General features: G+C 64.0%; 23 protein-coding genes. 10 read left to right on the top strand and 13 right to left on the bottom strand.

Going from position 1 to position 22,974, the window contains the following annotated elements; all coding sequences use genetic code 11:
* Positions 1-50: 50 nt before the first annotated feature.
* The 6 genes from dnaG to ribD all read left to right on the top strand — a co-directional run bounded on the left by dnaG (position 51) and on the right by ribD (position 6,854).
* On the top strand, positions 51-2,039 hold the full coding sequence (dnaG, locus tag G3572_RS16660; protein ID WP_164613979.1) for a DNA primase: 1,989 nt from the start codon (positions 51-53) through the stop codon (positions 2,037-2,039).
* 124 nt (positions 2,040-2,163) lie between these two features.
* Positions 2,164-4,173 (top strand): RNA polymerase sigma factor RpoD, encoded by a 2,010-nt coding sequence (gene rpoD, locus G3572_RS16665; RefSeq protein WP_164613981.1) that lies wholly within the window; start codon positions 2,164-2,166, stop codon positions 4,171-4,173.
* A gap of 10 nt (positions 4,174-4,183) precedes the next feature.
* On the top strand, positions 4,184-4,543 hold the full coding sequence (locus tag G3572_RS16670) for a hypothetical protein (RefSeq protein WP_164613983.1): 360 nt from the start codon (positions 4,184-4,186) through the stop codon (positions 4,541-4,543).
* 209 nt (positions 4,544-4,752) lie between these two features.
* Positions 4,753-5,031 (top strand): HlyU family transcriptional regulator, encoded by a 279-nt coding sequence (locus G3572_RS16675; protein ID WP_164613985.1) that lies wholly within the window; start codon positions 4,753-4,755, stop codon positions 5,029-5,031.
* Between the two features lie 267 nt (positions 5,032-5,298).
* Positions 5,299-5,766: a transcriptional regulator NrdR gene (gene nrdR, locus G3572_RS16680; RefSeq protein WP_103332883.1), complete on the top strand. Its 468-nt coding sequence runs from the start codon at positions 5,299-5,301 to the stop codon at positions 5,764-5,766.
* The gene (gene ribD / locus G3572_RS16685) at positions 5,763-6,854 is read left to right on the top strand and encodes a bifunctional diaminohydroxyphosphoribosylaminopyrimidine deaminase/5-amino-6-(5-phosphoribosylamino)uracil reductase RibD (protein WP_354004056.1); all 1,092 of its coding nucleotides are present in this window, start codon (positions 5,763-5,765) and stop codon (positions 6,852-6,854) included. Before nrdR ends, ribD begins: the two co-directional genes overlap by 4 nt.
* A gap of 61 nt (positions 6,855-6,915) precedes the next feature.
* Here ribD and ruvB read toward each other — a convergent pair whose 3' ends face one another.
* The 4 genes from ruvB to ruvC all read right to left on the bottom strand — a co-directional run bounded on the left by ruvB (position 6,916) and on the right by ruvC (position 10,213).
* Positions 6,916-7,944, bottom strand: coding sequence for a Holliday junction branch migration DNA helicase RuvB (gene ruvB / locus G3572_RS16690; protein WP_164613987.1), 1,029 nt, complete (start codon positions 7,942-7,944; stop codon positions 6,916-6,918).
* Positions 7,945-7,988: 44 nt separating this feature from the next.
* A complete protein-coding gene (gene htpX, locus G3572_RS16695; protein ID WP_164613989.1) occupies positions 7,989-8,891 on the bottom strand; it encodes a zinc metalloprotease HtpX in 903 nt (300 codons plus the stop codon).
* Positions 8,892-9,005: 114 nt separating this feature from the next.
* Complete coding sequence (gene ruvA, locus G3572_RS16700) at positions 9,006-9,704, bottom strand: Holliday junction branch migration protein RuvA (protein ID WP_164613991.1); 699 nt, start codon at positions 9,702-9,704, stop codon at positions 9,006-9,008.
* Positions 9,701-10,213 (bottom strand): crossover junction endodeoxyribonuclease RuvC, encoded by a 513-nt coding sequence (gene ruvC, locus G3572_RS16705; RefSeq protein ID WP_164613993.1) that lies wholly within the window; start codon positions 10,211-10,213, stop codon positions 9,701-9,703. The genes ruvA and ruvC overlap by 4 nt, the downstream gene beginning before the upstream one ends.
* 354 nt (positions 10,214-10,567) lie before the next feature.
* Here ruvC and G3572_RS16710 point away from each other — a divergent pair, with 354 nt between their 5' ends.
* Positions 10,568-10,771 (top strand): DUF1127 domain-containing protein, encoded by a 204-nt coding sequence (locus tag G3572_RS16710; RefSeq protein WP_164613995.1) that lies wholly within the window; start codon positions 10,568-10,570, stop codon positions 10,769-10,771.
* A gap of 106 nt (positions 10,772-10,877) precedes the next feature.
* On the opposite strand, the gene G3572_RS16715 is transcribed toward G3572_RS16710, so the two are convergent.
* The 5 genes from G3572_RS16715 to G3572_RS16735 form a co-directional block, all read right to left on the bottom strand.
* Complete coding sequence (locus G3572_RS16715; protein WP_164613997.1) at positions 10,878-11,243, bottom strand: hypothetical protein; 366 nt, start codon at positions 11,241-11,243, stop codon at positions 10,878-10,880.
* Between the two features lie 106 nt (positions 11,244-11,349).
* Complete coding sequence (locus G3572_RS16720) at positions 11,350-12,279, bottom strand: 50S ribosomal protein L11 methyltransferase (protein ID WP_240335606.1); 930 nt, start codon at positions 12,277-12,279, stop codon at positions 11,350-11,352.
* A gap of 240 nt (positions 12,280-12,519) precedes the next feature.
* Positions 12,520-13,737: a geranylgeranyl reductase family protein gene (locus G3572_RS16725; protein ID WP_164613999.1), complete on the bottom strand. Its 1,218-nt coding sequence runs from the start codon at positions 13,735-13,737 to the stop codon at positions 12,520-12,522.
* Positions 13,680-14,336: a peptide-methionine (S)-S-oxide reductase MsrA gene (msrA, locus tag G3572_RS16730; RefSeq protein WP_164614001.1), complete on the bottom strand. Its 657-nt coding sequence runs from the start codon at positions 14,334-14,336 to the stop codon at positions 13,680-13,682. The genes G3572_RS16725 and msrA overlap by 58 nt, the downstream gene beginning before the upstream one ends.
* Positions 14,337-14,392: 56 nt before the next feature.
* Positions 14,393-15,625: an MFS transporter gene (locus tag G3572_RS16735; RefSeq protein ID WP_164614003.1), complete on the bottom strand. Its 1,233-nt coding sequence runs from the start codon at positions 15,623-15,625 to the stop codon at positions 14,393-14,395.
* A gap of 137 nt (positions 15,626-15,762) precedes the next feature.
* Between G3572_RS16735 and G3572_RS16740 the strand changes: the two genes are divergently transcribed.
* A complete protein-coding gene (locus G3572_RS16740; RefSeq protein WP_164614005.1) occupies positions 15,763-16,599 on the top strand; it encodes an EamA family transporter in 837 nt (278 codons plus the stop codon).
* On the opposite strand, the gene G3572_RS16745 is transcribed toward G3572_RS16740, so the two are convergent.
* The 3 genes from G3572_RS16745 to G3572_RS16755 form a co-directional block, all read right to left on the bottom strand.
* Complete coding sequence (locus G3572_RS16745) at positions 16,596-17,297, bottom strand: CDP-alcohol phosphatidyltransferase family protein (protein ID WP_164614007.1); 702 nt, start codon at positions 17,295-17,297, stop codon at positions 16,596-16,598. The two genes, G3572_RS16740 and G3572_RS16745, sit on opposite strands and share 4 nt — an antisense overlap.
* Before the next feature lie 61 nt (positions 17,298-17,358).
* Positions 17,359-18,282, bottom strand: coding sequence for a tyrosine recombinase XerC (locus G3572_RS16750; protein WP_435530989.1), 924 nt, complete (start codon positions 18,280-18,282; stop codon positions 17,359-17,361).
* Positions 18,276-18,968 (bottom strand): DUF484 family protein, encoded by a 693-nt coding sequence (locus G3572_RS16755; protein ID WP_164614011.1) that lies wholly within the window; start codon positions 18,966-18,968, stop codon positions 18,276-18,278. The genes G3572_RS16750 and G3572_RS16755 overlap by 7 nt, the downstream gene beginning before the upstream one ends.
* Before the next feature lie 159 nt (positions 18,969-19,127).
* On the opposite strand from G3572_RS16755, the gene G3572_RS16760 reads away from it, so the two are divergent.
* Entirely contained in the window at positions 19,128-19,979 is an 852-nt protein-coding gene (locus tag G3572_RS16760) for an asparaginase (protein ID WP_164614013.1), read from the top strand.
* On the opposite strand, the gene fsa is transcribed toward G3572_RS16760, so the two are convergent.
* Positions 19,980-20,633: a fructose-6-phosphate aldolase gene (gene fsa, locus G3572_RS16765; protein WP_164614015.1), complete on the bottom strand. Its 654-nt coding sequence runs from the start codon at positions 20,631-20,633 to the stop codon at positions 19,980-19,982.
* Positions 20,634-20,709: 76 nt separating this feature from the next.
* Here fsa and G3572_RS16770 point away from each other — a divergent pair, with 76 nt between their 5' ends.
* Positions 20,710-22,923, top strand: coding sequence for a primosomal protein N' (locus tag G3572_RS16770; RefSeq protein ID WP_164614017.1), 2,214 nt, complete (start codon positions 20,710-20,712; stop codon positions 22,921-22,923).
* Positions 22,924-22,974: the final 51 nt, after the last annotated feature.

Raw genomic sequence — 22,974 nt, forward strand, 5'->3', positions numbered from 1 at the left:
ACGGTGCCGCCGCGCTGGACTCGAAGGCCAAGAGACCCGATATAGGCCCCATGTCCCTGCCACCCGGATTCCTCGACGAATTGCGCACCCGGATCTCGCTCTCACAGGTCGTGGGGCGCAAGGTCACATGGGACATGCGCAAATCCAACATGGCCAAAGGCGACTGGTGGGCGCCCTGCCCCTTCCATCAGGAAAAATCGGCCAGCTTTCACGTCGATGACCGCAAGGGCTTCTATTACTGCTTCGGCTGCCATGCCAAAGGCGATGTGCTGACCTTCATCAAGGACTCGGAAAACACCGGCTTCATGGAGGCGGTCGAGATTCTGGCCCGCGAAGCCGGAATGCAGATGCCGGCCCGCGACCCCAAGGCGGCGGAAAAGCAGGACCACCGCACCCAGCTCGCGCAGGTGATGGAAGAGGCGGTGAAATGGTTCCGCCTGCAACTGAAGACAGGGGCCGCCGCCGAGGCCCGCGCCTATATCGCCAAACGCGGCCTGTCCGAGGCGGCGGTCGAGCGGTGGGAGATCGGCTTTGCCCCCGATGCCCGGCAGGCGCTGTTCACCGCCCTGATCCAGAAGGGGTTCACCGCCGATCTGATCGTCGGCTCCGGCGTCTGCGCCAAGGCGGATGACGGCTCGATCTATGACCGCTTTCGCGGCCGCATCATCTTTCCCATCCGCGATGCGCGTGGCCGCGCCATCAGCCTTGGCGGGCGGGCGATGGACCCGAACGCGCGGGCCAAATACCTCAACGGGCCGGAAACCGACCTCTTCGACAAGGGCCGCAACCTCTTCAACCACGCCCCGGCGCGCGAGGCGGCAGGCAAGGGCCAACCGCTGATCGTGGCCGAAGGCTATATGGATGTGATCGCCCTGTCCGAGGCGGGGTTTCAGGCCACGGTTGCCCCTCTCGGCACCGCTGTCACCGAAGACCAGCTGCGCCTGATGTGGCGCATCGCGGACGAGCCGGTGATCGCGCTTGATGGCGATACCGCCGGCATCCGCGCCGCCCTGCGGGTGATCGACCTCGCCCTGCCGCTGCTCGAGGCGGGCAAGGGCCTGCGCTTTGCCGTGCTGCCGCCGGGGCTGGACCCGGACGACCTTATCAAGCAGCAGGGCGCGGGGGCGATGCAGAAGGTGATCGAAGCGGCACAGCCGATGGTCAGCCTCTTGTGGCGGCGCGAAACCGAAGGCAAGACCTTCGACAGCCCCGAACGCAAGGCCGCCCTCGACAAGACCCTGCGCGCGGCGCTCAACCGCATCGCCGATCCGTCGATCCGCGGCCATTACGCGGAAGAGATCCGCCGCCTCCGCGAGACGCTTTTCGGCATCGGGGCCCGCCCGTTCACCCCGCGCGGCCCCCGCGCCCCGTGGCAGCCCGGCGCCCCTTGGCAGGGCGGCGCGCGCGGCAAGCCGTTCCAGCCCGTCGCCCCGATGCCCAGCACCAAACGCTCTCTCCTCGCGACCCCCGCCGAAACCGTGCAGGACAGCCTGCGCGAGGCGGTTGTCCTGGCGGCCTGCATCCACCACCCTGCCCTGATCCCCCGCTTCGAATCCACGCTCGAACGCATGGCCTTCATCGGCCCGGGCCACGACACCTTGCGCAGCCTTCTGCTCTACCATCAGGCCGCGCCAGACCTGCCCGCGCTGCTGATGGCCGAAGCCCCGCTGCCGACCGAGGCGGTTCTTTTGCACCCGCATGTGCGCATCACCAGCGCCATCGGCCCCGCCGCCCCCGAGGAGGCCGCCGAAACCTGTCTGGCCGAGACACTGGCCCGCCTGCAGGCCGATCGCGCCCACAGGCTTGAAATTGCCGATGCCGAAGACGATGTAACAGGCGTGGCGGACGAAGGCCTGACATGGCGCGTGTCCAAAGCCGCCGAGGCCCGCCACTCTGCCGCGCGCGGACCACAAGATGCCAAAGGGGAATCTGTGATCGCCCCAAACGGGGTCGAACTGGACCGTGATGAATTGACTCGTGCCCGATCCTTGCACGACTCCATCGATTTCAGCCGCGGCGGCCGCGGAGGTAAGCAATGAGTAACCCTTTTCCCGACCAATCGGGCAAGAAATGCAGCTTCCGGCCCTTTAACCCGGCGTGATTCGCGGTATTGATTCGTAAACGTCCGCAGCGATTCGCCCCTCGCGCCCTCAAGGAGCACCCATGGCCCTGAAAGACACCGACGACGGCAAACCTGAAGCAGACGAGGCCGATGTCTCGCTCGACATGAGCCAGGCCGCCGTCAAGAAGATGATCGCCGACGCACGCGAGCGTGGGTATATCACTTACGAACAACTCAATCAGGTCATGCCGCCCGAACAGGTGTCCTCCGAGCAGATCGAGGATGTCATGTCGATGCTGTCCGAAATGGGCATCAACGTGATCGAGGATGATGACGTCGAGGAGAGCGAACCGGCGCTTGGCGGCGATCTGGTGGAAACCTCCTCCGGCTCGCGCGAAGTGGCGGTGGCGGGCACCACCTCGGAAACGCTGGACCGCACCGATGATCCGGTGCGCATGTATCTGCGCGAGATGGGCAGCGTGGAACTGCTGTCGCGCGAAGGCGAGATTGCCATCGCCAAGCGGATCGAAGCGGGCCGCAACACCATGATCCTCGGGCTTTGCGAAAGCCCGCTGACCTTTCAGGCCATCACCATCTGGCGCGACGAACTTCTGAACGAAGACATCCTGCTGCGCGACGTCATCGATCTTGAAGCCACCTTCGGCCGCAGCCTCGACGGCGAGGATGACATGGACGGCCCGATGGGCGCGCCCGATCTGGATGGCGTCGATGTCTCCGCCGCCGCTCCGCGCCGCTCGGAATCCTCGGAACCCGAACTCGACGCCGACGGCAACCCGCTGATGCGCAGCGATGACGACGACGAGGATGACGAAGCCTCCAACATGTCGCTCGCCGCGATGGAGGCCGCGCTCAAGCCCAAGGTTCTCGAAACGCTGGCGATCATCGCGCGCGATTACGTCAAGCTGGCCGACATGCAGGAAGCGCGGATGAACGCGACCCTGTCGGAAAAGACCCGCTTTTCCTCGGCCGACGAAGCCGCCTACCAGAAACTGCGCTCCGAAATCGTGGTGCTGGTGAACGAACTTCACCTGCACAACAACCGGATCGAGGCGCTGATCGACCAGCTTTACGGCATCAACCGCAAGATCATGACGATCAATTCCGGCATGGTGAAGCTGGCAGATGCCGCCCGCATCAACCGCCGCGAATTCATCGACGAATATCAGGGCTACGAGCTTGACCCAAGCTGGTGCGACCGCATGGCCGCCAAGGGCGGTCGCGGCTGGCAGGCGTTGATGGAACGCTCGCGCGACAAGGTGGAAGAGTTGCGCGCCGAAATGGCCGTCGTCGGCCAGTATATCGGTGTCGACATTTCCGAATTCCGCCGCATCGTCAATCAGGTCCAGAAGGGCGAGAAAGAGGCGCGTCAGGCCAAGAAGGAAATGGTCGAGGCGAACCTGCGTCTGGTGATCTCGATTGCCAAGAAATACACCAACCGCGGGCTGCAATTCCTTGATCTCATTCAGGAAGGTAACATCGGCCTGATGAAGGCGGTCGACAAGTTCGAATACCGCCGCGGCTACAAGTTCTCGACCTATGCAACGTGGTGGATCCGTCAGGCGATCACCCGCTCCATCGCCGATCAGGCCCGCACGATCCGTATTCCGGTCCACATGATCGAGACGATCAACAAACTGGTGCGGACGGGGCGGCAGATGCTGCACGAGATCGGCCGCGAACCGACACCCGAGGAACTGGCCGAAAAGCTGCAGATGCCGCTGGAAAAGGTCCGCAAGGTGATGAAGATCGCCAAGGAACCGATCAGCCTCGAGACGCCCATCGGCGACGAGGAAGACAGCCAGCTTGGCGACTTCATCGAAGACAAGAACGCGATCCTGCCGCTGGATTCCGCCATTCAGGAAAACCTGAAGGAAACCACGACCCGCGTTCTGGCCTCGCTCACGCCCCGCGAAGAACGCGTGCTGCGCATGCGCTTCGGCATCGGCATGAACACCGACCACACGCTCGAAGAAGTCGGCCAGCAGTTCAGCGTGACCCGCGAACGCATCCGCCAGATCGAAGCCAAGGCGCTGCGTAAGCTCAAGCACCCCAGCCGCAGCCGCAAGCTGCGCAGCTTCTTGGATCAGTAAGGGAACACGAGTGAACCTGAATGATCTGCGCGCAGAGATCGTCGCGGCTGACGCAAAAGCCGCGTTTGATGTTCTGGTCAGCGGGTTTTCTTCTCGCGCAGACTTTTCGGTTCACGCCCATGAAAAAGGATTCCTGAACAGTGTGCGGATTTGGCGGGGGGACGATTTCTGTTTCGCCGCCATCCCCAACGATGAATGGGTTCTGGCCTATATTCGCAAGCCCGAATTGCGTCTGGGGCGCCTGAGTTTTGAAGCTGTCGTCGCACAGTTTCCCGACGCGCGGCTGAATAAATCAGGCGAAATCACCTTGCGGATCCGCGACGCCGCAACCGCTGAACGCTGGCTCTCGATGGTCTTAACCCAAGCTTAGCGGCAGGGCGCGTGCACACGAAGCACACCGAGACAAGCGCAACACCCGCAGATGTTACGCCCTCCACTGATCCGGCATGTCAGCCACCTTCGTAAGAGGTGCTTCACGCTGCACAACCTCGCGAGCTGAACAGCATGTCCCGGCCTCGTCTTACCCTTGCCCATTCTTGCAAGACTGACCATGTTTGCACATCACTATCGGAGCCCGCCATGCCCTCATTCCTCTCCCGCCTCTTTGGCAAGTCCGACACCCCTGCCCCCGAGGCAGAGCCGATCCTGCACAATGACTTCCGCATCTTCCCCGAACCGATCAAGGAAGGCTCCATCTTCCGCATCGCCGCGCGGGTCGAGCGGACCGTCAATGGCGAGGTGAAGACCCATCACCTCATCCGCGCCGATACCCGCCCCAGCCATGACGAGGCGGTCGAGGCCAGCGTCGCCAAGGCCAAGCAGGCCATCGACCAGTTGGGTGATGGCCTGTTTTCGTAAAGCCCGCCTTGACGCGGCGTGCGCGCAGCAGGTCTGCGCAGTGCCGCGCACCCGCAGCCCGACGCAAGCCATACCTTTGCCATACGCAGGCCAGACGCGCCGCCGCTCCGCCTGAGTCCGCCACGCCACACCCAGGCCCCCAGATGATGGGGCGCACACTTCGTTCTGGCCCAAATCGCCGCCATGCCCCTATAGTTTGTGGAACGGACCCCGGGGCAACACCGGGGCCAGAGGCAGGCACATCAACGAACAAGCGAGGAGGGGGCCATGCGCTGCCCATTCTGCGGCAATATCGACACCCAGGTGAAGGACTCGCGCCCCGCCGAAGACCACGTCGCCATCCGGCGGCGGCGCTTCTGTCCGGCCTGCGGCGGCCGCTTCACCACCTATGAACGCGTGCAATTGCGCGATCTGGTGGTCATCAAATCCAGCGGCAAACGCGAGGATTTTGACCGTGACAAGCTGGAACGCGCCATCCGCATCTCGATGCAAAAGCGCCCGATCGACCCCGAACGGATCGACCAGATGATCTCTGGCATCGTGCGGCGGCTGGAATCCATCGGCGATACCGACATCCCGTCCCGCACCATCGGCGACATCGTGATGGAAAGCCTCGCGCGGATCGACACCGTGGCCTATGTGCGGTTTGCCAGCGTTTACAAGAACTTCCAGGCCGCTGACGATTTCGACAAATTCGTGAGCGAGCTGCGTCCCGGCGAAAAACCCGAAGAGTGAGCGCCACCGACGAAACCCACATGGCCCATGCCCTCGCGCTCGCCGCGCGGGGCTTGGGCCGCACATGGCCCAATCCGGCTGTGGGCTGCGTGATCGTGCGGGAGGGGCGCATCCTCGGGCGCGGCTGGACCCAGCCCGGCGGCCGCCCGCATGCCGAGCGGCGGGCACTCGACCAGGCGGGCGATGCGCGCGGTGCCACTGCCTATGTCACGCTGGAGCCCTGCGCCCATCACGGCAAGACCCCCCCTTGCGCCGAGGCGCTGGTCACAGCGGGCCTCTCCCGCGTCGTCACCGCACTTACCGACCCCGATCCGCGCGTGTCAGGCAAAGGCCACGCGATGCTGCGCGCGGCCGGCATCTCGGTGACCGAGAATATCCTTTCCGATCAAGCCTATCGCCTGAATGCAGGCTTTCTCAGACGGGTGACGCAAGGCCTGCCCTTCGTCACGCTCAAGCTGGCCACCACGATAGATGGCCGGATTGCGACCGCCAGCGGAGAGTCGCGCTGGATCACGGGACCCGCCGCACGGCGCTATGTCCACGCCCTGCGGCTCAACCATGATGCGGTGATGGTCGGCTCCGGCACCGCCTTGGCCGACAATCCGGACCTTACAGTGCGCGACATGGGCGCGCTGCATCAACCTGTCCGCATCCTGCTCGACCGCACCCTCGCCCATGCCCCGAATAGCCGGCTTGGTGTCACGGCGCGCCAGCATCCGGTCTGGGTGCTTCACGCGCCCGAGGCCCCCGCCGAGGCGCAGGACGCATGGCGCGGCACCGGCGCGCGATTGCTGCCTTGCCCGACACAAGGCGGAAGGCTCCACCTCACGTCTGCCTTGCGCCTCCTTGCCGCAGAGGGTCTCACACGCATCCTCAGCGAGGGTGGCGGCACGATCGCTGCCGCGCTGATCGCCGAAGGGCTTGTTGACGACCTGATCCAGCTGACTGCGGGCAAACTGATCGGTGCCGAAGGAATGCCCGCCCTCGGGCCGCTCGCGCTGCCCCGCCTTGCCGATGCACCCGGCTTTCGATTGCACGGGCATTTCTCCATCGGAAATGACAGCGTCTGCCATTGGTCACGCGGCTAAGGTCTTGCACCTTCTTTTGAAAATACTCCCGCGGGGAGTGCACCGACCGCCTGCACCAGACCTACCCGTCAAACAGGTCGCCCTGCCCGGGCGGTTTCGGCGCTTCCAGCCCCAGATGCCGCCACGCCTTTGCGCCCAGCATCCGGCCACGCGGGGTGCGCAGGATCAATCCCTGTTGCAGCAGATAGGGCTCGATCACTTCTTCGATGGCATCGCGGGGCTCTGACAGAGCGGCGGCGATCGTTTCCACCCCCACGGGGCCGCCCCCGTAATTCTCGGCCAGAAGCGACAGATAGCGTCTGTCCGCCCCATCAAGGCCAAGCTGATCCACACCCAGCCGCGTCAGCGCGCGGTCGGCCAGTGCGCGCGAGATGCGCCCCCCCGCCTCGACCAGCGCAAAATCGACAACACGGCGCAGCAAACGCCCGGCGATGCGCGGCGTGCCGCGGGCGCGGCGGGCAATCTCGCGGCACCCGTCCGGCTCGGCCTCCACCCCCAAAAGCCGCGCCCCGCGCGAGACGATTTCATGCAATTCGGCCTCGGTATAGAACTCCAGCCGGGTCGGTATCCCGAACCTGTCGCGCAAAGGGGTGGTCAGCAGGCCCAGCCGCGTCGTCGCCCCCACAAGGGTAAAGGGCTGCAAGTCGATCCGCACCGTGCGCGCCGCCGGCCCCTCTCCGATCACCAGATCGAGCGCGAAATCTTCCAAGGCCGGATAGAGCACTTCTTCGACCACCGGGCTCAGGCGGTGAATCTCGTCAATGAAAAGCACATCGCGCGGCTCAAGATTGGTCAGGATCGCGGCCAGATCACCCGGTTTTGCCAAAACCGGGCCGGATGTCATGCGAAACCCCACGCCCAACTCGCGCGCCATGATCTGCGCCAGTGTCGTCTTGCCCAAGCCCGGCGGGCCGTGAAACAGCGTATGGTCCATCGCCTCCCCCCGCATCCGGGCGGCCTCGATAAACACGCGCAGATTGGCCCGCGCCTCTTGTTGGCCGATGAATTCCTCGAGCCCCTGCGGGCGCAGGGCGCGGTCGGTGTCTTCGGCAAGCCGTTCGGGGCGCAGGGCGGGATCAGGTTCCAACATGGCGGAACAATCCCCGAACGCCAGAGCTTTGGCAAGCACTCAGATCAGGTCCAGGGCCCCGAACCTGCACCGCGCCGACCGCCGCCAACACGCGGCACCGAGGACCGCGCGACGGGCTTCATCGCCTCGAGCGCCGCGATCCGGTTGGCCGTATTGGGATGGGTCGAAAACAGCTTGTCATGCGCATGCGCATGCAAGGGGTTGATGATGAACATATGGGCAATCGCCGGATTGCGCTCGGCGGCCGTATTGTCGATGCCCTTCGCGAAGGCCTCGATTTTGCGCAGGGCAGATGCAAGCCAGTCGGGGTTGCCGCAAATCTCCGCGCCCACCCGATCGGCCTCATACTCGCGCGACCGGGAAATCGCCATCTGCACCAGCGCGGCGGCCAAAGGTGCCAGCAGCATCAGGGCGATGGTGCCGATCATCCCCGCCGGACGCTCTCGGTTGCCGCCGAAAAACAGCGCGAAATTGGCCAGCATCGAAATCGCACCGGCAAAGGTCGCAGTCACCGTCATGATGAGCGTGTCGCGGTTGCGGATATGGGCAAGCTCATGCGCCATGACAGCCGCCACCTCCTCTTCGCTCAGGCGGCGCAGCAAACCTGTGGTCGCCGCCACCGCCGCATTCTCAGGGTTGCGTCCGGTGGCGAAGGCGTTGGGCTGATCCGTCTCGATCACATAAACCTTGGGTCGTGGCATTCCGGCCCCATCCGCCAAGCGGTTGACCATGCGCACCAAACCCGGTGCGCTGGCCTCGTCGACGGCGCGCGCCCCCGTCATCGACAAAACCGCCTTGTCCGAATTCCAATAGGCAAAAACATTCATCGCCGCGGCAACCGCCAGGGCGATCACCGCACCGCTTGTCCCGCCCAGAAACGCGCCCAACCCCATGAACAGCGCTGTCAGCGCCGCCATAAGCATGAATGTCTTGGTGTATCCGGCCATCACGTCCCTCCGTCTCCGCCAGATATGGGAAACCGGACCGAGCTTGAAAAGGGCCTTGCCCGAAGCCCAACGGGATTGCACCTTTTCAAAACACTCCGGGGGGAACAGCGCCCCCTAGCGCGGGGCCATCAGGCGCAGCGCCTTGCGGATGAGCGTAGCCGTATCTGCCTCCGGCTCTTCGGACGCGACCGTCGCCACAGCCTGCGCCGCGTCGCCCTGCCCGTAACCAAGGTTCAGCAGCGCCGACAAGGCATCGGCGGTATAGGCTGCCCGACGCGCCGGTGCCTCGTCCGGCTTGACCGCTTTCTTCGCGGGTGCGCGCGGCTTTTGTGCCGCCTCTGCCGCGATCTCTTCGACCACCGTCTCATCCACCTCGGCGCGCGCCGAAAGGCTAACACCTGCCGCCATGACAGCGGGGGCCTTGGACTTTAGCTCCAGAATGACCCGCTGCGCCAGCTTTGGCCCCACCCCCGGTGCCGACTGCACCGCGCGGGCATCGCCCAAGGTAATCGCACGCGCAACGCCCTCAGGTCCCAAAGCGCCAAGGATCGACAATGCCGCCTTGGCCCCGACGCCTTGCACCGTGACCAGCAGCCGATGCCATTCCTTTTCCAGCATGGTGGGAAAGCCGAAGAGTTGCAGCAAATCTTCCCGCACCACCAGTTCGGTATAAAGCGATACCGGCTCTCCCAGCACCGGCAGCCCCGCCAGCGTCCGGTCAGACACATGCACGATGTATCCCACGCCGCGCACGTCGATCAGCACCTCGCCCGGCCCGCGCCAATCCAGCCTGCCCGAGATTTTCCCGATCATCCCGCCGCCCTTTTCAACGCGGCCTCCAGCCGACCCGAGGCTTGCACATGATGGGCGTGGCAAATCGCAATGGCGAGGGCATCCGCCGCATCGGGCCCCTTGATCACGACACCCGGCAGGTGAAGACGAACCATATGGTCTACCTGCACCTTGGCCGCATGACCGACGCCCACCACGCATTTCTTGACGGCGTTCGGCGCGTATTCTCCGACCTCTAGCCCGAACTGGGCCGGCACCAGAAGCGCGATCCCCCGCGCCTGCCCAAGTTTCAGCGTGGCGACGGCATCCTTGTTGACAAAAGTATGTTCCACCGCCGCTGTCTGGGGTTGCCAGACCCGCAACACCTCCGTCAACTGCGCATGCAGGCTGCGCAGACGGTCGGCCAAAGACCCCTCGGCCCCGTCGGAATGACAAATGCCGTTGGCAACATGGGTGATGCGCGCGCCTGCAACATCGATCACGCCCCAGCCAAGGTTTCGCAACCCCGGATCGATTCCCAGAACCCGCATGCCGCCCTGCCCCGCCTTTCAGCTTTTTCTCTTTCGCAAGAGCTAGCACGAAAGGAGAACACAGGCCAAGCCAATTCAAAGCGGGGCCGTGTTGACGGCATCTTGCCCCGTTGCTTGTCACAGGGCCGTTACGCGGGCGCAGCGAAAGCGACACCTCTCACACCGCGGGCGACACTTTCGGCGCCTTAGCGCCAAGACCCCAAAAATAAAGGCAAAATGAAGGCAAAACCCCATGCGTCCGGTGCATGGCTGCCATGTATTCCGGCCTACTTGCTTTGCACATGCAGCATCGTTATGTGGCAGCGCGAGGGCAAAAGTGCCTCTCCCGTAAGCAGTTTAAAAAGGATAACCGTCATGGCCGCCTATGAGACGACCCGCACGGCGCCGTTCGGTGCCATCTCGATTTTCCGCGCCGTTCAAGGTGTGAGCAGCGTTTTCGCAACGCTCTCGGCATGGAACGATGCCCGCATCACCCGCAAAGCCCTGTCCAAACTGACGGACCGCGAGCTTGATGATATTGGCCTGTGCCGCGGCGACATCGAGTCTCTGATGCGCTGATCCGCTGGCCCAAGCGCCACCGGATCGTCAAACGACAGACCGAACGACAATGGCCACCGAGCATCGCTCCGGTGGCCTTTTGGTTTTTTGCCGAAACTTTAAAAGATCAGCCGTCGATGCGACCGAACAGGCCGATCTGGCGCGCTATGGCGGTGGTGGCAGGGTCTGCCTGCATCAGCCAGCCGCCGATACGGTCAATCCCCTCTCCTGCCATCAGGCCGGCGACACGGGCGTCATAGGCCGGAGCGCCCAGCTGATACAGGAAAAGGGCCTTGAGGGCGGTGCCGAACACCAGCGCCAGAAACAGTGGCCGCAGAACCGGAACGCGCCATTTGCGGCGGAAACGCGGATCATTGCGGGTGTAGAACGACCGGCCCAAAGCGCCCTCGGCCTCAAACCCGTGGCCTTTGGCACGCGCTTTCTGGATTCGCGCGATGCGGCTATTGAATTCAGCGATGCTTGGGTCAGACATGGCCGGTCTCCAAACTCATACGCCCCACAAGACAATCCTAGGGCGGAAATGTGGCTGGAATGCGGCAAGAGAGGCGAGACTTCGGCAACAATCGCAGGGGTTTGTCTCAAATCCGGCGCATAACAAGCGTGGACCATTCCCCGATATCTTCACGACCTTCGGGCTCGAAGCCGGCGGCGACATAGGCCGCCGTCACGGCCTCTGCCTGCACCACCAGAAGACCCGACAGGATGCACAGCCCCGACGGCGCAAGGTGCGCTGCCATCGGCGGGGCCAGCTCGACAAGCGGCCCCTTCAGGATATTGGCAAAGACAAGATCATAGGGAGCGGCTTCGGCCAGTCGCGGATGGGCAAAGCCCGCAGCTTCCATGCACTCGATCCGCCCTTCAAGGCCGTTGATCGCCACATTGGCGCGGGCGACATCCACCGCCACCTCGTCGATATCGCTCGCCAACACCAGAGCATCCGGCAGGACGGCAGCCGCGGCCATCGCAAGCACCGCCGTGCCGCAGCCGATATCGGCCACCCGCGCCGGCGCAAATCCGGTGCTGAACAGACGGTCAAAGGCACGCAGACAACCCAGCGTAGTGCCGTGATGTCCGGTGCCAAAGGCCACCGTCGCTTCGATCTGCAGCGGCACGCGGTCGGCAGACAACCCTTCTGCCCGCTCGGCGTCATGACTGCCGAACACGAAAAAGCGTCCTGCCTCGACCGGAGCGAGTTCGCGGCGCACCTTGGCGACCCAGTCAATCTCGGGCAGTTCCGATATCACGAAAGGCTTGGCCCCATGCGCGGCGGCAAGGGCATCGAGCATACCGGCATCAGGTTGCTCCAGAAAATAGGAGCCGACTTCCCACAGGCCGGAGTCGTCCTCGATCTCGAACGCGCCAACGCCATATGGCGCGGGCTCCATCGCTTCGATCGCTTCGGCGAGTGCCTTGGCCGCCCCCTCGCCGGGCAGGGTCGTCAGCGCGGTATAGGTGCGCTGCGCGTGTTCGGTGACGGTAAAGGGGGTGGCCCCGAACGCTTCGGCCAGCACATCAAGCAGCGCGCCATTGGGCTCTTTGGCAAAGAGCGCGACCACGCGGGCAAGCCCGGGCGTTTCGGCCTCGTCATAGATCTCGACTTCCAGCGGTTCGGGCTGCATACGCTCCAGCGCCTGCGCCAAGGCTTCTGCGGCTTCGTCACCGGCAATGGTGGTCAGGGCGGTGTAGCTGGGCATGGCGAAACCTCTGTCAGATGTTGCCCTTGGCCCTAGCTGCCGCTGCCGAGGACGTCAAGGCGAGCGCGCGCCGTGCCCCCGCAAAACGCGCCAGACCACCCCGGCCATGCGGCGCAGCCCCAGATCTGCATAATCCATCTCGCCCGCAAGCAAGGCCAGATAGCGGCGCTGCAGGTGGTCCGACCCTGCGAGCGCGCGCAGCAAGCGCGGCTGCAACAGAGGATGATACACCACCTGCGCCAGAAACCGCGCGCGTGACAGTTCGGCCCTGATCGGCTCCATCCGTGCCTGATAGCGGGCCAAGGCCGACCGGGGCGCGCCCGCACGCAGCGCCTCTGCCGCCGCCTCTGCGGCAAGACGGCCCGAAAGGATCGCCCAAGCGATCCCCTCACCGGTGATCGGATCGACCAGCCCCGCGGCATCGCCCGCCAACAGCACCGCACCCCGCCCCGGCACAGCCCGCGAGGCACCCGATGGCAGGTGATGGCCCTTGATCTTGACGCTGGCCGGATCGACCCCGCGCGCGCGGAGCCAGTCATGAAAGCGTGGGCGCAAGTCCTTGTCCTGCACCGCGATCCCTCCGATGCCGAGGGTTCGGCCCTGAGGCTTGGGGAAATCCCAGCCATACCCCCAAGGCAGCGCCGTCAGGTCGAGGTCTGTCACCGGCCCCGGCCCGCCCGGCACCTCGGCCTCAAGCGCAAAGCCGATGCTGGCCACATCCTGCGCGCGGCCAAACAGCGCCCGCGCCACGCCCGAATGAACACCATCGGCGCCGATCACCAACGGCGCAGTCAGGCTCTCGCCCCCCGCCAGCGTCACGCGTCCGGCCTCGGGGGCGCAATCGACAAGACGCTGACCGCATAGATCTACCGCCCCTGCGGCAATCGCGCGGGCGCGCAGCTCGGCGTCAAAGCCAAGTCTCATGGTCATGTAGATCGGCGGGGCGGGGTCCAGTTGCCCCAGGGTCTGGCCGCCGCTGGAAAAGCGCACCGCGCGGCTGACGTGAAACAAGGCCTCCGGCAAATCGCCAAAGACGTCTCGCGCATAAGCATGGGCCCGGGCAGTAACACCGCCGCCGCACAGCTTTTCACGCGGAAAGGCTGCCTTGTCGAGCAAGGCAACCCGCAGCCCGCCCCGTGCCGCGGTGATCGCTGCGGCAGAGCCCGCCGGCCCCGCCCCGATTACCAAGACATCAAAGCCGGGCTGCGGCAAGATCAGGCCGAAACGCCGGTGCCAATCGGGCAGGTCACGCCGGTGCCGCCGATGCCGCAATACCCGTTCGGGTTCTTCTCGAGATATTGCTGGTGGTAGTCTTCGGCATAGTAGAACACGGGCGCAGGCAGGATTTCGGTGGTGATCTCCCCTCGGCCCGCCGCCCGCAGCGCCGCTTGATAGACAGATTTGCTTGCCTCGGCGGCCTTGGCCTGCGCGTCGGTGTAGGTATAGATGCCCGACCGATAGGTCGAGCCGATGTCATTGCCTTGCCGCATGCCTTGGGTGGGGTCGTGATTTTCCCAGAACAGCTTGAGAAGCGCATCATAGCTGACCACCGAAGGGTCATAAATGACGCGAACCACCTCGTTATGGCCGGTCAGCTGCGTGCAGGTTTCCTTATAGGTCGGGTTTGGCGTATAGCCTCCGGCATAGCCGACCATCGTCAACCAGACGCCCGGCACCTGCCAGAACTTCCGCTCGACACCCCAGAAGCAGCCCATCCCGAACATCGCTTCTTCCATGCCATCCGGCACAGGCGATTTCAGCGGCAGGCCAGAGATGAAATGTGTCTCGGCGGTCGGCAACGGCTCAGCCCGGCCGGGCAGGGCATCCTTGGGGTCAACCATCTGTGATTTGGCACGTTTCATGAAGAACATTTTGCAATCCTCTGTCGTCGGACCCGTCATATAGGGTTAAATGCCACGCGTGCCACTCACTCTGCGGGTTGCGGCAATCCACGCGCAAAAACCGTCTCGACACCGGGTTCAGGATGGCGCGGGATCAAAAGGACCAGTCCCAAGGCAATCAGGGCCATCCCGGCCCCAAGAAGGAACACATAATCAGGCGAGGTCGCCCAGAGATATCCCATCGCCGCGGGCAGGAACACCGCCGCGATGTGGTTGATGGTAAAGGACACCGCCGCAGTCGGCGCAATGTCGGCCGGATCGGCGATTTTCTGGAAATAGGTGCGCAGCGCAAAAGACAGCGCGAAAAACATCTGATCGGCGATGTAAAGCGCCCCGGCTATCACGACACCCCAGCCAAACCAATAGATGCCGCCATAGAACAGGAACACCAGTGTCAGGCCGAGGTATTCGAAGGCCATCACACTGCGCTCTCCAAACCGGCCAAGCGCGCGCCCCATGGCCGGGGCAGCGACCATCTGAAGAACATAATTGATGAGCAGAAGCGCCGTCATCTCGGACACCTTCATGCCGAAGCGTTCCACCATCATGAAGCCGGCAAAGACCACAAAGATCTGCCGCCGCGATCCGGCCATGAATTGCAGGGCGTAGAAAAGCCAGTAGCGGCGGCGCAGCACGATCCGGTTCCGCTGTTTGACCGGATTGACGAACTGCGGATAGGCAAGCGCGGCGAAAAGCGTCAGCGCAATCGTCGCCCCGCCCGACACCATGTAAACGGTGTCATAGCTCAGGCTGAACCTGTCCCACAGCACCACAAGCAGCCCGTAAGACAGCAGGGCCGCCCCCGACCCCACCGCCACGATCCGCCCGAGCACCTGCGGGGCGCGTCCCTTTTCGACCCATTGCAATTGCAAGGATTGGTTCACCGTCTCAAAATAGTGAAACCCGATGGATGACAGCAGGGTCACGATCAGCAAGCCGCCAAAGCTGGGAAACCAAGCCGTGACCACGGTCGCAAGGCCGAGCAGGAGCAGACTGCACAGAGCCAAGACCTGTTCACGGAACACCAGCAGCAGCGCGATCACCAGCACGGCGAGCAGGCCCGGAATCTCGCGCACCGTATGCAGCCAGCCGATCTCGACCCCGGTAAATCCGGCAACCTCGATGACAAAGTTATTCAGCACCGCCGACCATGTGGCAAAGGCCAGGGGCATTGCCGCAGCCATCACGTAAAGCAGCATCTCGGGCCTGCGCCAGCGTGGCAGGTGGTGGGCGTCATCAAGGGAAATGCGTTCGAACATGCCATACTCCTACACCCGAAGCCCGATCTGCGCCAAGCGCGCGATTGTGTGGGATACAGGCGGCACCCTTGCACGGATGATCGCTGCCGCTTACTCCATGCAGCAAGCGGGCACAGCATGAAAGCAAAGGCAGAGCCATGAGCCTTGGAGTGTTTCTGGCGGTCCTTGGCGCGGCCTTTCTGCATGCGCTTTGGAATGCCCTGATCAAGATCGGCACCTCCAAGGTCGGAACCATGGTCATCCTGTCAGTGATCGAGGTGCCGATCGGGCTGGCGGTGGTGGCGGTATCGCCGCCGATTGACCCGGCAGCGATTCCCTGGGTAATTGCCGCGGGCTGCACCCATTTTGCCTACAAGTTTTTCCTGACCTATGCCTATGACAGGGGTGATCTGTCGCGCGTTTACCCGATTGCGCGGGGGGCCGCCCCGATGGTGGTGGCCATGGTCGGCGCGGCCCTGTTGCCCGACGCGGTCAGCGCGCGCCAGTATCTTGCCATCGCCGTCCTTGGCCTTGGCATCCTGCTGATGGCGCGCGGTGTCTTCTCGAACGGCGAAGATCGGCGGCTGCTGCCCTTTGCGCTCGGGTCAGCTGCGGCAACTGCCACCTACACGATGATCGACGGCATGGGCGCGCGAATTTCCGGCGCTCCGGCGGCCTATGTCGCCTGGGTCTTTGTCGCGGATGGCATCATATTCACGCTGGGAATGCTCGCCTTGCGCGGCCGGTCCGTCCTGCCACTGGACCGCCGCGCTTGGGCTTTGGGGTCTGTCGCCTCGCTGGCCAGTTACGGGGCCTATGCCGTATCGATCTGGGCCATGACCATCGCCCCGATCGCAGTGGTCGCCGCCTTGCGGGAAACCTCGATCCTGTTCGCGGTGCTGATCGGCTGGATCGCGTTCGGCGAGAAGATGAGCGGCGAGAAAGCGCTTGCCGCTACCGTCATTGTCGCCGGGGTTCTGCTGACCCGGCTTTAGCGGGCCCCCGGGCGTTCGGGGATCACCTGCTGCGCGATTCCCGCGAAAGTCAGGTAAAGCGACGTCAGGATCAGCCCCCAATGCGCCCATGATGCGGGGTGGAAATCGACATAGGCCGCCCATCCGGCAAAGACCACCCAAAGCAGTGAAACCGGCAGGGATACATTGCGCCACCGTTTGGTGCGGGTGGGGTGAATGAACTTCAGATTGCAGAACATCGCCACCGTCAGCGCGATCACGATGGCCAGAATCAACCCCGTGCTGGGGGCGACCGCGAACAGGACAAGCACCACCATGTTCCAGCAGGCCGGAAAGCCGGAAAAGGATTTATCCTTTGTTTTCATGCGTGTGTCGGCAAAATAGATCACCGAACCATAGACGATCACGATGATGGCAATCCAGCCGGTCCAACCCGGCAACAGCCCGGACTTGAACAGCGCATAGGCCGGAATGAACACATAGGTCAGGAAGTCAATGATGAGGTCCAGAAGGACGCCATCATAATTGGGCCAGTTCTTGTCTACCTCATAACGCCGTGCCAAAGGCCCGTCGATGCCGTCAACAATCAGGGCAAAGACCAGCCAAAGAAACATCAGGCTCCATTTTTCCTCGACCGCCGCCAACATGGCAAACATCGACAGAACGGCGCCAGAGGCGGTGAGGAGATGAACACAGAGGGCTTTGTAACGGAGTTGCATCACGTTTTGATGGCGCAAAGCGCCGCGCTGTGCAACCGCTCAGGCAAGGCTCGCACAAAGTTCAGGCACGGGGATGTGCCTTTTCATACACGTCCATCAGACGCGCCGCATCAACCGCCGTATAAACTTGCGTTGTCGACAAGGAGGCATGGCCCAACAATTCCTGTATCGCCCGCAGATCGCCGCCGGCGGAAAGCAGATGGGTGGCAAAGCTGTGGCGCATGGCATGGGGGGTGGCAGTGGCGGGAAGCCCCAGCTGCATCCTCGCCCGTTCCATCGCTGCCGAAATCAGGCGCGGGTTAAGCGGCCCGCCGCGCGCACCCCGAAACAATGCCTGATCTGCCGCCAGATCAAAGGGGCACAGGCGCACATATTCCGCCACCGCAGCCCGCGCGACGGGCAGAACCGGCACCAGACGCGTCTTGTCGCCCTTGCCGGTGATACGCAGCACCTCGGGCAGAGGATGCGCCGCCCCCGTCAGGCCGAGGGCTTCGGAAATCCGCAAACCGCAACCATAAAGCAGCGTGACCACCGCACGGTCGCGCGCCCCTGTCCAGCCGTCCTGCCCTTGATCGGCCACGATTTCGATCATGTCTTGCGCGGCCTCGGCCGACAAAGGCCGCGGCAACTTGCGCTTGAAGCGGGGGGCGCGGGCCGACAGCACGGTCGAGGCATCGACCCCGGCCCGGTCTGCAACCCATGCCGTGAAGTTCTTCACCGCGCTCAGACTGCGGGCCAAGGACCGGGCCGACACACCACGCGCGCGCTCATGTGCCATCCAGGCGCGCAAATCGCCCTGTGGCAGGCCGGCCAGCCCGGCCAGACCTTCGGTGCCGCCGCGATGGATGGCCAGAAAATGCAGATACCCTGTCACGTCGCGCAAATAGGCGGCCACCGTGTTTTGCGCCGCCCCATGCACGCCCGAAAGCTGCGCGCTCCACGTTGCCAAGGCGTCGCGCACCTGTGGCGAGATCGCGGTCATGATAACCAGCGGCGCATGGTCCGTTCAAACACACCCGCAAAAAACGTCAGCAAATCCGTGCCATGCGTGGGTTTGAACTGGTGCGGGTCTTCTGCACCCAACACCAGCATGCCCGGCAGTCGGCCCTTGCCGAAATCAAGCTTCAGCAGCGCCTCCGACCTGATCCAGCCCGCGGTTTCGCCATAAAGCATGTCGGAGGAAGGAATCGTCTGGCGCAGGGTCACCGGTCGCAAGGGCACGTTGCGCCCGCCCGAGAGATACTCGCTCACAAATCCGGGCTCGGCGACAAACAGGACCTCACCCAGTTTGCGCAGCGCGGGATCTTCGGCATCCTGCACCGACTCCAGCACAAGACGCACACAATCCACCCGCAAGGTCGCCGCCACGTCAGTGGCGAGGTTTTTCAGGAAATCCTCGAAACTGAGCGGATCAAGCATTTGCAGAATGGCCCGATGCACCTGATTGGTTCCCGCAAGATTTTCATAGGCCGCCGCAATCACGGTGCGGTGCGTATCTTCCAGACGGTCGAGACGGTTTTCCAGCCGTTCCATCGCAATCCCGCGCAGATCGACGATATTGCTTCCCATCGCACGCTCGTTCGCGCCGATCAGCGCGGCCATCAGATCACGGTCCTCGAGAATCGTCTCGGGTTCCGCAATGATGCGGTCACGCAGGTCTTGTTCGATCATGATAACTCTGCCCGGTCATTCTTGCTGATTTGAGGGGAAATATAGCGGAAATCGGCAAGCGTGGGGAAGGTATTCTGCCCGCGTCGCTGATTTCCGCCCGCATTCCGCCGCCGGCCTGTATCTGATATGTCGCGTGAACAGGCAAACCGGGGCAAGGGCATGGCGCATATTCTGATCCTCTACACGGGCGGCACCATCGGGATGATCCCCGGCCCCGATGGCCTGCACCCCGGCGCGGGCGTGCTTGAAGCGGCGGTGGACAAGCTGGCACCCGCAGGCACAAAGGTGACGATCGAACAGTTCTCCCCCTTGATCGACAGCGCCAACATCCGCCCCGCCGACTGGAACCACATGCTTGACCGGATCGAAGCATGGCAGGGCGATGGCGTCATCATTGTTCACGGAACAGACACGATGGCATTTACGGGGGCTGCACTCTCTAGCGTGCTTGACCAAACCCGCCTTCCGGTGATCCTCAGCGGGTCGATGGCCCCGCTGAACACGGGCGGGGATGCCGAGGCCAACCTGCAACTTGCGCTGGACGCGGCCCTAACAGCGCCAGCGGGCGTCTGGCTCGCCTTCGCGGGGCGGCTGCTGCCCGCCGCCGGCCTGATCAAGCAAGACAGCCACGCCGCCGACGCTTTCCGCAGCACCCTGCAAAGCGCCTATCCCCCAAGCTCTCGCCGGTTTGCCACCCGCAGGCTGGCAATCCTGTCACTGTCACCCGGTCTGCCTGCGGCCGCGCTCGGCGCCGCCTTGGCGCAGCTTGACGGGGCTGTTCTGCGCGTGTTCGGGGCCGGAACCATGATGCAAGACCCCGAGATCATTGCCGCCTTGCGCAGCGCTGTGGACTCCGGCTGCCGCATCCGTGCGGTCAGCCAATGCGAAAACGGCGGACTGATGCCCGCCGCTTATGCGGCCGGAGCCGCGCTGTGGTCTGCCGGAGTGGAAAACGGCGGCCATGAGACGGCCGAACTCGCGCTCGCCCGTCTGTGGCTTTCCCTGTCCTGATTACAGGATCTTCTGACCGGTCTTTGCCCAGTCCTTCATGAACTGGTCCAGGCCCTTGTCCGTCAGCACATGGCTGGCCATCGCCTTGATGACGTTTGGCGGTGCGGTCATCACGTCCGCCCCGATCAGGGCGCATTGCGTGACATGGTTCGCAGTGCGCACCGAGGCGGCAAGGATCTGCGTGTCAAAGCCGTAATTGTCATAGATCTGGCGAATGTCGCCGATCAGCTCGAGCCCGTCGAGGTTTATGTCGTCCAGCCGCCCGATGAAGGGGCTGATAAAGGTCGCCCCTGCCTTTGCCGCCAGAAGCGCCTGATTGGCAGAGAAACACAAGGTGACGTTGACCATGAAGCCTTCGCCCGACAACACTTTGCAGGTTTTGAGGCCGTCCCAGGTCAGCGGCACTTTCACCGCGATGTTTTCGGCGATTTCGGCGAGCTTGCGGCCTTCGGCGATCATGTCCTCAGCCTTGAGCGCCACGACCTCTGCCGACACGGGGCCGGACACGATGCCGCAAATCTCTTTGGTCACTTCCAGAATGTCACGGCCAGACTTCAGGATCAGCGAGGGGTTGGTGGTCACACCATCCACCATGCCAAGGTCGTTCAACTCGGCAATTGCCTCGACATCGGCGGTGTCTACGAAAAATCTCATGGGGCGCGTCCTTCGATGGGTTGCGAGGGGTTCATCGGGGGTTTACCCCATCGGGAGGCAGAACGAAAGACAGCGGATGGCGCTAACAGTCACAGATCGGACCTATGCGCCCGGACAAACCGTCGGCGTTCTGATCACCGAGACGCTTGGCCGCTCCGGCCTCGGTGTGCTGGATTACCGCGCCCCCGAGGGTGGCTGCGCGGACGGAGATTTCGTCGAGGTGCCGCTGGGACCGCGCAAGGTGCTAGGTGTGATCTGGGGTCCGGGAGAAGGCCGGTTTGACGTGGCGAAACTGCGAAGTGTCAGCCGTGTCCTTGATGCGCGGCCGATGCGCGCCGAATTGCGCGCCTTCCTGACGCGGGCCGCCGATTACACGCTGACCCCGCTACCGGCCATGCTGCGCCTTGCGACGCGCGCGCCGGGGCTGATGTCGGGCGCGGCGACGCGGCGGGTTTATCGCCTGACGGGTCCGGTGCCCAACCAGTTGACTGATGCGCGTTTTCGCGTGGTCGAGGCGCTGCGCGACTATCGCGGCGCGGCGGTCACGCTGGCGGAACTCACCGAGGCGGCGGGCTGCACGGCATCTGTGGTAAAGGGTCTGGTGGCCAAGGGCGTGCTGAGCGAAGAAGATGCGCCCAAGGACACCCCCTACCCGCCGCTCTGCGCAACATCGGAAGCACGGCTTGCGGGGGACCAGATCGCGGCAGGCGATGCCCTCGTCGCTGCGGTGGACAGGGGGGATTATTCCTGCACCCTGCTGAAGGGTGTCACAGGCTCGGGCAAGACCGAGGTCTATCTCGAGGCGGTCGCCGAATGTCTGCGCCAAGGGCGGCAGGCGCTGGTGCTGCTTCCCGAAATCGCCCTGACGGCCGATTTCCTCACCCGCGTGCAGGCCCGCTTTGGCGCGCGGCCTGCCGAATGGCACTCCGGCGTTACGCTGACCGAACGCCGCCGCCTCTGGCGCATGGTTGCCGAGGGCGGCGCGTCATTCGTGGTGGGCGCAAGGTCAGCGCTGTTCCTGCCCTTTCAGCAACTGGGCCTCATCGTGGTGGATGAAGAGCACGACACGTCCTACAAGCAGGAAGATGGCGTGCTCTACAACGCCCGCGATATGGCGGTGCTGCGCGGTGCGATCGCGGGCTGTCCGGTGGTTTTGGCTTCGGCCACGCCCTCGCTGGAAAGCTGGGCCAATGCCGATGCCGGAAAGTATCTGCGCCTGAATCTCGGGGCGCGCTTCGGGGCTGCGGAAATGCCGCAGATGCAGGCCATCGACATGAGCGCCGAAACGCTGCCGCATGACCGCTTCATCTCGCCCAGCCTTGCCGCAGCGGTGCGGGCGCGGGTGGCAAAGGGGGAACAGTCGCTCCTTTTCCTCAACCGTCGCGGCTATGCGCCGATCACGCTCTGCCGCGCCTGCGGCCATCAGGTCGGATGCGATGATTGCGACGCCCGCATGGTGGAGCACCGCTTTCTGAAGCGACTGGTCTGTCATCAATGCGGCGCCACCAAGCCCGTGCCAACCGCTTGCCCTGCCTGCAAGGTAGAGGGGAAAATGGCTGCTGTCGGCCCCGGGGTGGAACGTCTGGCCGAAGAGGTGGCGGCCACCTTTCCCGAGGCACGGCTTGCGGTCCTGTCGTCAGACCTGTTCGGGTCGGCCCGCGCGCTGAAAGCCCAGATCGAGACCATTGCCTCGGGGGGCGCCGATATCATCATCGGAACCCAGATCGTCGCCAAGGGCCACAACTTTCCTTTGCTCACCCTCGTGGGCGTGATTGACGCCGATCTTGGATTGCAGGGGTCAGACCTGCGGGCAGCCGAGCGCACCTTCCAGTTGATGCGGCAGGTGGCTGGCAGGGCGGGTCGCGCCGAATTGCGCGGCACCGCCCTGCTGCAGACCCATCAACCCGATCACCCCGTCATCCGTGCCATCCTCGGAGGCGAGGAAGAAGCCTTCTGGAAAGCCGAGGCAGCCGAGCGGCAGGCGGCAGGCGTGCCGCCCTACGGGCGCATGGCCGGCATCATCCTGTCGGGGCCGGATGTTGCACAGGTTTTTGATGTGGGCGCAGAGCTTGCGCGACTTGACGCGCCGCTGCGCCGGATCGGCGCGCAGGTCTTCGGCCCCGCCCCTGCCCCGATTTCCCGCATAAGGGGAAGGCACCGCGTACGGCTTCTCGTCAAGGCAGACAAGGGCAGCGCCCTCCAATCCGCCCTTGCGGAATGGGTGGAACAGGTAAGGTTGCCCCCAGCCCTGCGGCTGGCGATCGACATCGACCCACAAAGCTTCTACTGATCCCCACCCCCGCGCCTACTCCGCCTGTCGGACGCCTCCGGCGGGGGTGTA

Source organism: Pseudotabrizicola algicola (assembly GCF_010915705.1).
GTDB lineage: Bacteria > Pseudomonadota > Alphaproteobacteria > Rhodobacterales > Rhodobacteraceae > Pseudotabrizicola > Pseudotabrizicola algicola.